The organism is uncultured Massilia sp. (genome assembly GCF_913773735.1).
In the GTDB taxonomy this organism is placed as follows: domain Bacteria; phylum Pseudomonadota; class Gammaproteobacteria; order Burkholderiales; family Burkholderiaceae_D; genus Telluria.
The window spans coordinates 12,932-25,514 of sequence record NZ_CAJYEB010000039.1 but is presented as its reverse complement, the minus strand read 5'-3'; the positions used below and the strand labels follow the sequence as shown (position 1 = coordinate 25,514).

The 12,583-nt window shown below is 72.6% G+C and carries 13 protein-coding genes; 6 read left to right on the top strand and 7 right to left on the bottom strand.

From position 1 onward, the window contains the following. Positions 1-34: 34 nt before the first annotated feature. The 4 genes from QZ749_RS20145 to QZ749_RS20130 all read right to left on the bottom strand — a co-directional run bounded on the left by QZ749_RS20145 (position 35) and on the right by QZ749_RS20130 (position 4,896). Complete coding sequence (locus tag QZ749_RS20145) at positions 35-1,258, bottom strand: EAL domain-containing protein (protein ID WP_296950426.1); 1,224 nt, start codon at positions 1,256-1,258, stop codon at positions 35-37. Positions 1,259-1,391: 133 nt separating this feature from the next. Beyond that, on the bottom strand, positions 1,392-2,849 hold the full coding sequence (locus QZ749_RS20140; protein WP_296950424.1) for a PLP-dependent aminotransferase family protein: 1,458 nt from the start codon (positions 2,847-2,849) through the stop codon (positions 1,392-1,394). 92 nt (positions 2,850-2,941) lie between these two features. Continuing rightward, entirely contained in the window at positions 2,942-3,736 is a 795-nt protein-coding gene (locus tag QZ749_RS20135; protein ID WP_296950421.1) for a LytTR family DNA-binding domain-containing protein, read from the bottom strand. Continuing rightward, positions 3,733-4,896, bottom strand: a complete 1,164-nt coding sequence (locus tag QZ749_RS20130; protein WP_296950418.1) for a sensor histidine kinase — start codon at positions 4,894-4,896, stop codon at positions 3,733-3,735. The genes QZ749_RS20135 and QZ749_RS20130 overlap by 4 nt, the downstream gene beginning before the upstream one ends. A 237-nt stretch (positions 4,897-5,133) precedes the next feature. Between QZ749_RS20130 and QZ749_RS20125 the strand changes: the two genes are divergently transcribed. The 3 genes from QZ749_RS20125 to QZ749_RS20115 all read left to right on the top strand — a co-directional run bounded on the left by QZ749_RS20125 (position 5,134) and on the right by QZ749_RS20115 (position 8,815). Beyond that, positions 5,134-6,102, top strand: coding sequence for a ribonuclease Z (locus QZ749_RS20125; RefSeq protein WP_296950416.1), 969 nt, complete (start codon positions 5,134-5,136; stop codon positions 6,100-6,102). Between the two features lie 77 nt (positions 6,103-6,179). Then, entirely contained in the window at positions 6,180-6,410 is a 231-nt protein-coding gene (locus tag QZ749_RS20120; protein WP_296950414.1) for a hypothetical protein, read from the top strand. Positions 6,411-6,661: 251 nt separating this feature from the next. Next, positions 6,662-8,815, top strand: a complete 2,154-nt coding sequence (locus QZ749_RS20115; RefSeq protein ID WP_296950407.1) for a TonB-dependent siderophore receptor — start codon at positions 6,662-6,664, stop codon at positions 8,813-8,815. Positions 8,816-8,819: 4 nt separating this feature from the next. On the opposite strand, the gene QZ749_RS20110 is transcribed toward QZ749_RS20115, so the two are convergent. Beyond that, positions 8,820-9,713 carry a LysR substrate-binding domain-containing protein gene (locus QZ749_RS20110; RefSeq protein ID WP_296950402.1) on the bottom strand — a complete coding sequence of 298 codons (894 nt, stop codon included), beginning with the start codon at positions 9,711-9,713 and terminating at the stop codon, positions 8,820-8,822. An 87-nt stretch (positions 9,714-9,800) separates the two neighbouring features. Here QZ749_RS20110 and QZ749_RS20105 point away from each other — a divergent pair, with 87 nt between their 5' ends. Then, positions 9,801-10,577, top strand: coding sequence for a sulfite exporter TauE/SafE family protein (locus QZ749_RS20105; RefSeq protein WP_373896841.1), 777 nt, complete (start codon positions 9,801-9,803; stop codon positions 10,575-10,577). Between the two features lie 9 nt (positions 10,578-10,586). Continuing rightward, complete coding sequence (locus QZ749_RS20100; protein ID WP_296950396.1) at positions 10,587-10,892, top strand: hypothetical protein; 306 nt, start codon at positions 10,587-10,589, stop codon at positions 10,890-10,892. 8 nt (positions 10,893-10,900) lie between these two features. Here the strand turns inward: QZ749_RS20100 and QZ749_RS20095 are convergent, their stop codons facing one another. Both QZ749_RS20095 and QZ749_RS20090 read right to left on the bottom strand, forming a co-directional pair. Then, positions 10,901-11,200 carry a putative quinol monooxygenase gene (locus QZ749_RS20095; RefSeq protein WP_296950393.1) on the bottom strand — a complete coding sequence of 100 codons (300 nt, stop codon included), beginning with the start codon at positions 11,198-11,200 and terminating at the stop codon, positions 10,901-10,903. 72 nt (positions 11,201-11,272) lie between these two features. Beyond that, positions 11,273-12,022 carry a siderophore-interacting protein gene (locus QZ749_RS20090; RefSeq protein WP_296950391.1) on the bottom strand — a complete coding sequence of 250 codons (750 nt, stop codon included), beginning with the start codon at positions 12,020-12,022 and terminating at the stop codon, positions 11,273-11,275. 102 nt (positions 12,023-12,124) lie between these two features. Between QZ749_RS20090 and QZ749_RS20085 the strand changes: the two genes are divergently transcribed. After that, on the top strand, positions 12,125-12,532 hold the full coding sequence (locus QZ749_RS20085) for a MarR family winged helix-turn-helix transcriptional regulator (RefSeq protein ID WP_296950389.1): 408 nt from the start codon (positions 12,125-12,127) through the stop codon (positions 12,530-12,532). Positions 12,533-12,583 lie beyond the last annotated feature (51 nt).

The following is a 12,583-nucleotide window of genomic DNA, read 5'->3' as shown; positions in this document are numbered from 1 at the left end:
GCTGCCGTCCCCGCCCGTGCGGGGACGGCGTCGTTTACCAGCGCCCCATCCCCGCCCACTGGCCCAGCAGGCGCTCCAGGTCCGCCGCCGGCATCGGCCGCGCCAGGTAGAAGCCCTGCGCCTGGTGGCAGCCCAGCCGCCGCAGCAGGTCCAGGTCGGCTTCCTGCTCGACGCCTTCGGCCACCGCCTCGATGCCCAGCCCCTCGGCCAGGTCGATCGTGCTCTTGAGCAGCGGCAGCAGGTGCGGCCGGGTCCAGGCTTCGTGCACCAGCGAGCGGTCGATCTTCAGTTCCGTGAACGGGATGCGCGACAGGCGCTGGATCGAGGAAAACCCGACCCCGTAGTCGTCCAGCGACAGGCCGAAGCCGTGCAGGCGCAGCTTGATCAGGACGCGCAGCGCGACGGCCAGGTCGGCCATCTCGGTGTCCTCGGTGAGCTCGAAGGTGATGGCGGACGCGGGCACGCCGGCCGCCTCGGTGGACGCGATCAGGCGCGCGGCCAGGCTCGGATTGCCCAGCAGCCCGGCCGGCAGGTTGATCGACAGCGGCAGCGCCGCGCCGCGCGCCTGCCAGTCGCGCCAGTCCGCCTGCGCCAGTTCCAGCACCTCCAGCGTCAGCGGCGCGAACAGGTCGGCCTCGCGCACCTGGGCCAGGAAGGCGCAGGGACCCAGCAGGCCGTGGACGGGATGGCGCCAGCGCAGCAGGGCCTCGGCCCCGCGCGGGCGCATGCCGTCCAGCGCCACCTTGGGCTGGTAGTGCAGTTCGAATTCGTGCCGGCGCAGCGCGCGCATCACGTCGGCGCCGTCCAGCGCGGGACGCACGCCGGCCACCGGCGCCCGGCGCGCGCGCGCCAGCAGGCCGAGGGCGCGCTGCAGCGCCTCCGGCTGCACCGGCTTGGGCGCGGCGCCCAGCACCGCCAGGCCGAGTTCCTGCGCCAGCGTGCAGGCGGCGTCGAGCAGGCGCGGCTCGCCGGCGCTGCAGATCACCAGGTTCGTCGACGGCGCCAGCAGCGCCAGGGCCTGCATCAGGTCGGCGCCGTCCATGTCGGCCAGGCGCAGGTCGACGATGGTCAGCTCGGGCGTGCGCGGCAGCGTTTCCAGCAGTTCCAGGCCGGCGCAGCCGTTGTCGGCCGCGCCGCTGATGCGGATGCCGAGCCGGCGGCAGGCGGCGATCGTGTGTTCGCGCGCGCTCCCGTCGGCATCCAGCACGATGGCATGGATGACGCCCGCGCCGGCGGGGGCGGCGGAAGAGGTACTCATGGTGAGGCTCCTGTCGTTTTGGGTCAGGATCGACGATACGACGGGACGCGCGCGCGCCGGGGGAGCAGTTCGGGCGCCGCTGGTGGGGTACAGCGCGGGCAAGGAGGGGCGGCGGCGGCGCCGCCGGCCGGCGTCAGCGGGCCAATGCCACCGGCGCCGCCGTGCCTGGACGGCGCGCGAGGTCGCCGGCCAGCAGGCCCAGCGTGCGCAGCGCGGCCTCGCTCTCCGGCGTCCACGGGTAGCTGTAGTTCAGGCGGATGTGGTGCCGGAACGCCGGGCCGGTGGCGAACATGTCGCCGGGACCGACGCTGATGCCGCGCTCCTGGGCGCGCGCGTACAGTGGCAGCGCCGCGGCCCCGCCGGGCAGCCCGACCCACAGCACGTAGCCGCCGGCCGGCTCGCTGACCGTGGTGCCGGGCGGGAAGAAGCGGCGCACGGCGGCCGCCATGATGCGTGCCTGCTGGGCCAGGTGCTTGCGCAGGCGGCGCAGGTGGAAGTCGTAGCCGTCCTGCTGCAGGTACTGCGCGATCGCCAGTTGCGGCAGCGCCGGCGTGCCCAGCGTGTTCAGGAACTTCAGCTTTTCCACCTGGGCGCGGTAGCGGCCGGGCAGGGTCCAGCCGATGCGGCTGGCCGGCGTCAGGCTCTTCGAGAAGGAGTTGCAATGCAGGACCAGGCCGTCGCGGTCGAAGCCCTTGAGCGAGGTCGGATGGGCGTCGCCGAAATACAGCTCGTTGTAGACGTCGTTCTCGATCAGCGGCAGGCCGTGCGCGTGCATCAGGTCGACCAGCGCGCGCTTGCGCGCGTCGCTCATCTCGAAGCCCAGCGGGTTCTGGTAGTTCGGCATGACGACGGCCGCGACGATGCCGTCCTCGCGGATGGCGCGCTCCAGGCCCTCGAGCGAGATGCCGTCGCGGCCGTCGGCGGGAATCTCGACGGCGCGCATGCCGGCGTTGGCGATCGCGTGCAGCACGGCGTAGTAGCACGGCGACTCCACGGCGATCGCGTCGCCCGGCCGCGCCACGGCCTGCAGGCACAGGTTGATGGCCTCGGTGGCGCCTACCGTGATCAGGATCTCGTTCGGATCGACGGCCAGCCCGTTTTCCAGGTGGCGGCGGGCGATCTGGCGGATCAGTTCCGGATTGCCCGGCGGCAGGTCGGCGGCATGGCCGTGGCCGTGCTGGCGGCCGATGCTGCTGGCGTGCTGGTTGATGCGGGCGGCCGGATACAGTTCGGGATCGGGATAGGGCGAGCCGAACGGCACGCTGCCCTGTTCGATCGAGCGCAGCGTCGACAGCACCAGGTGGCTGACGTCGAGCTCGGGCGCCAGCGCCACCGCGATCGGGCACGACTGCGGCATGGCGGGCGCCTCCGGCAGCGGCTTGCGCAGCGGGCGCACGAAGTAGCCGGATTGCGGCCGGCTCTCGATCAGTCCCTGGCTTTCCAGCAGCAGGTAGGCGCGGATCACCGTCGAGATGCTGAGGTTGTGGTGCTGGCTGGTCTGGCGCACGGACGGGATGCGCTCGCCCTCGCGCATGACACCTTGCTCGATCAGGCTGGCCACATCGGCGGCGAGGGATTCGTACAGCTTCAAGGGGGCTCCCGGCATGAAGGTGGAACGGCGACGGTTCCAGTGTAGTCCGGGCAAGCGGCGATTTCCACCATACCTAGGTATGACGGCGCGCGTCACATCTGCTTGAACAGGTGCGCGAACAGGGGACTGACCCGCAGCCTGTCCTGGCGCCCGCGCAGCTGCAGCGCCAGCTTGCCGGCATCGTCGCGGCTGGCGCCGGCCACGTGGCGCAGGTTGACGATGGCGCCGCGGCTGACCTGCAGGAACTGCCCCGGGTCGAGCTGGGCGAGCAGTTCCTTCAGCGGCAGCCGGATCAGCGCCTCGCCGTCGGCGGTGGCCACGCTGACGTACTTGTCGAGCGCCTGGAAGTAGACGACGTCCTGCACCGGGATCAGGCGCACCATGCTGCCCACGGCCGCGCGGATGACGGACAGCCGCGGTCCCGGCGCGACGGCCGGCAGCAGGCCGCGCATCCGCTCGACGAGGCCGGCCAGCGCGCCGGCCGCATCGGCACCGGCCTGCAGGCGTTCGCGCAGGCGCTGCACGGTGCGCGCCAGGCGCGCCTCGCTCACCGGCTTCAGCACGTAGTCGAGCGCCGCCTGCTCGAAGGCCTGCACGGCGAATTCGTCGTAGGCGGTGACGAACACCACCAGCGGGAACGGCCGCTCGCCGTCCCAGCGCTCCACCAGTTCGTGCGCCGCTTCCAGGCCCGTCATGCCGGGCATCTTGATGTCCAGGAACAGGACCTGCGGCCGGTGCGCCAGCGCCGCGGCCACGGCGGCCATGCCGTTCGGCGCCGGCGGCAGCAGTTGCAGGTCCGGCCACAGGGCCTGCAGCGTCCTGGCCAGCACGGCGGCCAGGACCGGCTCGTCCTCGGCGATCAGCGCGGTCGGCGGCGCGGGATTCATGGGCGCTCCAGCGGCAGGGCCAGGCGCACCAGGGTGCCGTGCGGCACGTTCGGCCCCAGGTCGAGCCGGGCGCGCGCGCCGTACACGGCGTGCAGGCGCTCGCGCGTCGTCGCCAGGCCGACGCCGCCACCGCCACCGCCGCCACCGCCGCGGCGTCCCCGGTCGTCCTCGTCGTCGCGGTCGTCCCGGGCGTCTTCATCGTCCTCGCCGGGCAGGCCCTGGCCGGTATCGGCGACGACGATCTCGAGCATGCCGTCGCGCGCCGTGGCGGTGACCAGCAGTTCGCCGCCGGCCACGCTCGGCTCCAGCCCGTGCACGATCGCGTTCTCCACCAGCGGCTGCAGCAGCAGCGGCGGCAAGCGCGCCGCGCGCAGCGCGTCGGGCAGCACGAGGCGCGGACGCAGGCGCTCGCCCATGCGCACGCCCATCAGGCCGAGGTAGGCCTCGATGGCGTCGAATTCCGCGCCCAGCGTGGTGCTGTCGAGGCGGGTGGCGGCCAGCGTGGCGCGCAGGTAGCGGATCAGCTGGTCGAGCATGCCGCTCGCGCGCTGCGGGTCGATGGCGATCAGGCCCTGCAGGTTGGCCAGCGTATTGAACAGCATGTGCGGCTCGATCTGCGCCTGCAGCAGGCGCAGCTGGGCCTGCAGCGCCTGGCGCTCGATGGCGTCGGCACGCGTGCGCGCCTCGGCGCGCTCGGCCTTGATGCGCTCGACGCGCTCGCGCGAGAGGATCAGCAGTCCCACCGCGCAGATGGCCAGCAGGGTGTACACGATCATGCTCAGGCGCGGCACGGTCGGATAATCGGCCAGGCTCGGCCAGCCGGTGCCCAGCAGCACGCCGCCGAGCACGATGCCGCTGTAGTGCGCCACCGGCGCCGTGACGACGACCAGCGCCAGCATCGGCAGCGCCCAGCGGCGGCGCCGCGCCGGATCGTCCCATACCAGCACGCGCGCGCCGTTGAGGATGACGAAGGCGACCAGGCAGATCGCCAGCGAGTACACGATTTGTTGGTACATCTCTTCCGGGCGGCCGTTGGCGAGGGTCAGCAGCACGCCGGCCCAGGTACTGACGATGACGGTCAGGCCGAGGTCGTCGGCGAAGCGGCGCAGGCGCGGGCGGGTCGGGGGGCACGGCGGCAGCAGGCGGGCGAGGGTCAACATGATCTTGCCTTGTTCGAGATGCGATGCGGCCATTGTGCAGGCCGGGTCCGGCGCGGGCAAGCAGCATGCGACGAAGCCGGCCCGGCGCGGCGCGAAACGGGCCTGGGCGGCGACGGGAGGGCGATGGAGAAGGACGGGAACCCGCCGCAGGCGGGCGCGGGCGCCAGGCCGGCCCGGACTGGCGGATAATGGCGACATCGTCAACAGCATCGGCACCGCCGACACCGGCCAGCACGCATGGAATTCCAGTTTCTCGGCACATCTTCCGGCACCCCGAGCCGGTCCCGCAACGTCAGCGGCCTGGCGCTGCGCTCGTCCGCCAGCGCGGGCTGGGCGCTGGTCGACTGCGGCGAGGGCACGCAGCACCAGGTCCTGCGCACCAGCCTCACGCTGCACGGCCTGCGCGCCGTCTTCATCACCCACATGCACGGCGACCACTGCTACGGCCTGCCGGGCCTCCTGGCCAGCGCCGGCATGCTGGGGCGCACGGCGCCGCTGCCGGTGGTCGGCCCGGCACCGCTGTGGCGCTACCTGCAGGCCGTCATGGAGACCAGCGAGCTGGCGCTGCCGTTCGCGCTGGAGTTCGTGCCGATCGAGGAGCTGGAACGCACGCGGGTGCTGGACGACCTCGACGTGCGTCCGCTGCCGCTGTCGCACCGCCTGCCGAGCTGGGCGTTCCGCTTCACCGAGCGCGAGGTCGAGCGCCGCCTCGACCCCGAGCGCCTGCGCGCCGCCGGCGTGCCGCGCGGCGAGGACTGGGGCCGCCTGCAGCGCGGCGAGGACGTGGTGCTGGACGGCGGCCGGGTGGTGCGCGCGCTCGACGTGCTGCAGACGCCGCGCAGGCCGCGCGCGCTGATCGTCGGCGGCGACAACGACAGCCCCGGCCTGCTGCTGCAGGAGGCGCGCACGGCCCAGGTGCTGATCCACGAGGCGACCTACACCGAGGCCGTGCGCCAGAGGATCGGTCCCGGCCCGCAGCACAGTTCCGCGCAGATGGTGGCGCGCATGGCCCAGGAGGCGGGCCTGCCGAACCTGGTGCTGACCCATTTCAGCCCGCGTTACCAGGACCGGCCCGGTCCCGGCCAGCCGGGCATCGCCGACGTCGAGGCGGAGGCGCGCGCGGCCTATGGCGGCCGGCTGTTCATGGCGCGCGACTTCGCGCGCTATGCGCTGGACCGGCAGGGAAGGCTGGAGGCCGAGGCGTGATGGCGCTGTGAGATTCGGCGCATTTTCCGTCCATCGCCGTGCGTTATGCTGCGCTGTGCGGAAAGGGGAACAGGGACATGAAACAGGACGACATCAACGAGGCCGAATGGCGCAATCCCGCCAACTGGAGCGGGCCGGGACGGTTCGGCATCTATGCCAGCAAGCGCGACACGCGGCTGTGGGTGCCCAAGGGGATGCCGGCGATGGGGTTCACGATCAACTGCGCCCATCCGGCCACCACGAAAGTGATCGTCGCCGTGGCGCTGCTGCCGTTGTTCCTGCTGCTGGCGCAAAGGCTGGCGTCCTGACACCGGGGGGCGTGGCGGCGCCTGCTGCACGCCCCGTGTGCAGCGGCCGTGTGCGTCATGCTGGCGCGAGGCGGATCCCGTCCTGATCGATGTCCCCGAGGCCCGCCTTGGCCAGCGGCGCGTGCAGGCGCTGGTGGGGCAGAGCGCGCGCATCGGGGCGCGTCGGCGCAATCAGGCCGGTGCAGTACGAGGATGATAATGAGAAGTGTTATCATTCGCATCTTTGTGCCGTATTCCAGGAGTCGTCCCGCATGCCGTCCCGCCAGTCCGCCGTCCGTTCGCCGTTCTCCCATCCGTCCTCCCATCCGTCCAGCCTGCCGCCGACCCGCTGCGCCGCCGCCGTGGCGCTGGCGCTGGCATTGTCCGTGCCGGCCCAGGCGCAGCAGGCGGCCGCCGTCGCCGGCGAGGCCGACGGCGGCGGGCCGATCGAGACGGTGCAGGTGACCGGCAACTGGCTGGGCTCGGGCCTGCAGAACAGCGTCAAGAATTTCGCCGGCGCGCGCACCGTCGTCCAGAAGCAGGACATCGAGGACAGCGGCGCCGCCAGCATCGGCGACTTCATGCGCCGCATCCCGGGCGTGCAGAGCACCGACAACTCCGGCACGGCCGGCAGCGCGATCTCGCTGAACATCGGCGTGCGCGGCCTCACCGGGCGCTATTCGCCGCGCTCGACGGTCCTGCTGGATGGCGTGCCGCTGGCCGTGGCGCCCTACGGCCAGCCGCAGCTGTCGTTCGCCCCGGTCAGCCTGAACAACATCGAGTCGATCGACGTCGTGCGCGGCGGCGGCGCCGTGCGCTACGGCCCGCAGAACGTGGGCGGCATCATCAACTTCGGCACGCGCGCGATTCCCGACGCGCCGGGCCTGGAAGGCGACGCCAGCGTGCGCTACAACCACTTCGGCGAAGGCGGCGGCCACAACGTGCAGTACGGCGCCTTCGTGGGCGCGGCGATGGACAACGGCTTCGGCGTGGCCGTGCTGTATTCGGGCATGGACGGCAGCGAGTGGCGCGCCGGCAGCGACGAGCGCGTGAACGACCTGGCCGTCAAGATGCGCTACGCGCTGGGCGCCGGCGCCCAGGTCTACGGCAAGCTGTCCTACTACGACGCGCGCTCGCTGACGCCGGGCGGCCTCACCGTGGCCCAATACGCTGCCGACCCGTTCCAGAACACCCGCCCGACGGACTACTGGCGCGGCGACCGCCAGGGCCTCGACCTGGGCTACCTGAACACCATCGACGCCGACCGCGAGGCCGAGGTCAAGGTCTACTACAACGAGAGCAGCCGCGAGAGCGGCCTGGTCAACGCCGCCCGCACCCAGGTCACCTACCAGCCGCGCAACTACACGGTGCTGGGCGTGGAACCGCGCTACACCCAGCGCCTGCGCCTGGCCGGCAGCGTGCACGACGTGACGGTCGGCTACCGCTACCTGCGCGAGCGCGGCGACGACAACAGCTTTACCCGCAACGTCGCCACCGGCGCGACGGGCGCCGTCAGCACCTTCGACAACCGCACCGACGCCCACGCCGCCTACGTCGACGACCGCATCGCGCTGGGCGCCTGGCGCATCACGCCGGGCCTGCGCTTCGAGCACATTGCCTCGGAACGCGCGGCGCGCGGCGGCACCCAGGCGTTCAAGAGCGACAACGACAAGCCGCTGCCGGCGCTGAACGTGGCTTATCTCCTGACGCCGGCGCTGACGCTGTTCGCCAACTACGGCACCTCGTTCGGGCCCGTGCAGAACCTGCAACTGAATTCGCAGAGCGCCACCAATCCGCTGAACCCGGAAGTCGCCAGGACCTTCGAGCTCGGCGCGCGCTACAAGGCCGCCGGCATGACGGCCGAGGCGACCGCCTACAAGCTGCGCTTCGACAACCAGATCATCCAGGTGCCCGGCCTCACGCCGGCCACCTTCCGCAACATCGGCGCCACCGACCACGAAGGCATCGAGACGGCGCTGGACTACCGCTTCGCGCGCGACGGCGCGCTGGCCGGCCTGGCCGTCTACGCCAACTACAACTACACGCGCGCGCTGCAGGAGTCGGGCGCGACCAGCGGCCTGGACGTGCCGTTCTACGCGCGCCACACCGGCTCGCTGGGCGCGCGCTACGTGAAGGGCGCGTTGTCGCTGAACCTGTCCGGCACGGCCCAGAGCGCGCAGTACGCGGACGCCGCCAACACGGTGGCCGAGTCGGCGGACGGCGGCAACGGCCGCATCCCGGGCTTCAACCTGTGGAACGCGCAGGCCGGCTGGAAGTTCGACGGCACGCCGCGCCTTGAGCTGGTGGCGGGCCTGAACAACCTGGCCGACCGGCGCTACTACACGCGCAACGTCGACGGCAACGCCGGACGGATGGTGGGGGCGCCGCGCACGGCCTACCTGCAGTTGCGCGCACTGTTCCGCTGACGGCTCAGGCCCCGAGCTCCTCGACCAGCCGGCGCGCCGGCCGGGCGAGGGCGTCGAGGCTGCGCACGCACACCACCAGCCGGCGCAGCGCCCAGGCATCGGCCAGTTCGACGACGGCCAGGTCGAGCGACTGCGCGCCGCGGCGCGCCGCCGGTTCCGGCACGATGCCCACGCCGATGCCGCGCGCGACCAGCGCGCATACGGCGTCGAAGCTGCGCACGCGCACCCGCACATGCAAGGTGCGGCCGGCGTGTTCGGCCTGGCGCGCCAGGTAGCGCGCCAGCGCGCTGTCGCCGGCCAGGCCGACGTGCTCCAGGTCGAGCAGGCGCGAGAACGACACCGCCTGCGCGCCGGGCGCCAGCAGCTGCCGCGCCAACGCCGGCGCGCTCACCGCCACCAGGCGGTCGGTGCGAAAGGGCAGCGCCTGCAGGCCCGCCAGGTCGACCGTGTCGGCCGCGATGCCGACGTCGGCGGCGCCGATGCGCACGGCACGCGCCACCTCGGCGCTCAGGGCTTCCTCCAGGTCCACCGCGATGCCCGGATGGCGCGCCATGAAGCCGGCCAGCGCGTCCGGCAGGTACTCGCTCATGGCCGCCGTATTGCACAGCAGGCGCACCGTGCCGCGCAGGCCGCCGGCATGGTCGGCCAGTTCCGCATGCAGCAGGTCGACCTGGCGCAGCACCGCGCGCGCATGCCGGGCCAGCGTCTCGCCGGCCGGCGTCGGCGCCACGCCGCGCCGGCCGCGCACCAGCAATGCCACGCCGGCCTGGTCTTCCATCCCCTGGATGCGCTGGCTGGCCGAGGCCAGCGCCAGGTGCGCCCGCGCGCTGCCTGCCGTGATGCTGCCGGCTTCCACCACGTGCAGGAACAGCCGCATGTCGGCCAGGTCGATCTTCATCGTGTCTCCTTCCCGGGCCAGCCTTCGGTCGGGCCGAAGGCTGGCTATGCATCTTCCGCATTTTCCGCGCGGCGCCCGGCGCGCAGAATGCCGGCCATGGACATCATCTTACCTGTACACGGCGCGGCCGGCCTGGCCGTGATCTTCGTGGTTTTCCTGGTGGCCGGCACCGTCAAGGGCGTCGTCGGCCTGGGCCTGCCGACGGTGGCGGTTGGCCTGCTGGGCTTGGTCATGGCGCCGCGCGAGGCGGCGGCGCTGCTCGTCATTCCTTCGTTGGTGACGAATCTATGGCAACTGGCCGCCGGTCCCGCGATCGGCCCGCTGTGGCGCCGGCTCTGGCCGATGCTGGCCGGGATCGGCGCCGGCACGCTGCTCGGCGGCGCGCTGTTGCCGCCAGCAGGGTCGGACGGTGCCGTGGCCGCGCTGGGCGGCGCGCTGGTGCTGTACGCGGCCGGCGGCCTGGCCGCGTTCCGGCTGGAGGTGGCGCCGGGCGCCGAGCGCTGGGCCGGGCCCGTCGTCGGCGCCGTCACCGGCGCGGTCGCCGCGGCCACCGGCGTGTTCGTGGTCCCGGCGGTGCCCTACCTGGGCGGCCTGGGACTGGGGCGCGATGCGCTGGTGCAGGCGCTCGCCCTGGCGTTCACCGCGTCGACCTGCGCGCTGGCGGGGGCGCTGCTGGTGGCGGGCGAGCTGCCCCTGCGCGCGGCCGGCACGTCGCTGTACGCGCTGGCGCCGGCCCTGCTCGGGATGGCGTTCGGCCAGGCGATCCGCGGCCGGATCCGGCCCGCGCCGTTCCGGCGCTGCTTCTTCCTCGGGCTGCTGGCGCTGGGGGCGCACCTGATGCTGCGCCCCTTCGTGGGCGGCTAGAATGACGGCATGACACGCAAACTCCCCATCTTCCCCGGCCCGCGCACCGCGCGCGGCGCCGTCCTCGCCGTCCTGCTGTCGAACCGCGACCAGGCCGGCGCCGAACCGCTGCGCGGCCGCGTGACGCTGGCCGCCATCGTCCGCGCGCTCAAGCGCAAATACCACTGGCCGGTCGAGACCACCAGCTTTCCGTCGAACGCCGCCGACGGCCGCGCCACCTGGGCCACCGTCTACAGCCTGCCGCCGGACGTCATCGCGCGGGCGCTGGACGAGCGCGGGCGCGACTGGCTCAGGAGCGCGCTGGGAGGGGACTGAGCCTGCGCTCAGGCCGGGCCGCCGGCCAGGTGCTCCAGCACGATCACCTCGGACGATTCGACGAGGTCGGCGAACGAGGAGAACAGCGCCTTGATGTGCGCGGTGGCCAGGTGGCGGTCGAGGTGTTCCTGGCTTTCCCAGTCCTCGATCCAGACGAAGCGGCGCGGGTTGGCCGTGTCGCGGTTGAGCTGGTAGACGTTGCAGCCGTCTTCCGCGTGCGTGGCGGCGATCACGCCGCGAAAGCGTTCCTCGAGTTGCTGTTCCAGGCCGGGCTTGGCGGTGACGATGGCGACGACGGGGGTGGTCATGGGGCTTCCTGATTCCGTGGATAAAGGAGAAACCTTATCACGCTGCCACGATTCCTGCCGGCGCCGGTCCCGTCACGCCAGGTCCTCGTGGTGCTCGGCCACGCCTTCCTTCCAGTAGGCGGAGACGCGCATCGCCTGGCGCGGCAAACCCTTGTCGGCGAGCAGCGCGCGCACCTGGGCCATCACCGCCGCCTCGCCGCCGCCCCAGGCGAAGCCGTGGCCGGGCGGCAGCGGCAGGGCGCGCAGCGCGTCCAGCAGCGCCTGCGGCGTATCGAACCAGCGCACCTCGGCGCTGGCGCGCGTCGGCAGCGCGCGGCGTGCATCGGCGCCGGCCAGCGCCAGCACGACCACGCGCGCGCCTTCCGGCAGTTCCTCCAGCCGGCGCGCGATCGCGGGCAGGGCGGTGGCGTCGCCGACCAGCAGGTGCCAGGCGCATGCCATCGGGACGATCATCGAGCCGCGCGGACCGCCGACGGTGAGGCGCTGGCCCACCCGCGCCGTGCGCGCCCAGGTCGAGGCGACGCCATGGCCGTGCAGGGCGAACTCGATGACGAGTTCGCGGGCTTCGCGGTCGTGGCGCCGTGGGGTATAGTCGCGCCGCGCCGGTGCGTCGCCGGCGGCGCCGTCGAAGAACAGCTTGACGTGGTCGTCGAACGAGAGCGAGACGAAGTCGGCCAGCGCGTCGCCGCGCAGCGTGACGGCGACGAAGGCCGGACCGAGCGGCTCGACGCGCACGACGTCGAGGTCGCGCAGTTTCAGTTCGTGGCGCACGCGCCGGATTTCCGGCCAGGCGCCGGTGTCGAGAAGGGTATCCTGTTGCATCACCGCTCCACAATTAGTTGATAATGTCCCCCAATTATGCAAAGTAAAGTTGATAAAGTCAACCAAAAGTCCCTGTCGCCCGCCGGCGAGGTGCTCGAGTCCATGCACGCGATCATGCACCTGTACCGCGCGCGCCAGTTCCGCAGCCTGCGCGCCGGCACGCACGAGCTGGCGCACATGGAGGCCAAGGCGCTCGGCTACTTCGCGCGCCATCCCGGCGCCACCCAGAGCGACCTGGTCGCGCACTCCGGGCGCGACAAGGCCCAGGTGGCGCGCCTGATCCGCGTGCTGCGCGAGCGCGGCCTGCTGCAGGCCGTGGCGGACGAGGCGGACCGGCGCAGCACGCGCCTGTCGCTGTCGCCGGAGGGCGCGGCGCTGCACGCGGCGCTGCACCGGGACGACGGGCGGCTGGCGGAGGCGGCACTGGTGGGGATCGCGGAGGCGGACAGGGAGGTGTTGCGGGGCTTGCTGGCGCGGGTGAGGGCGAACCTGGAGGCAGAGACGGGCTGAGTGGCTCGAGGCGATTCCCGGCATGCAGCGCGCAGAAGACTGACGCGCGCA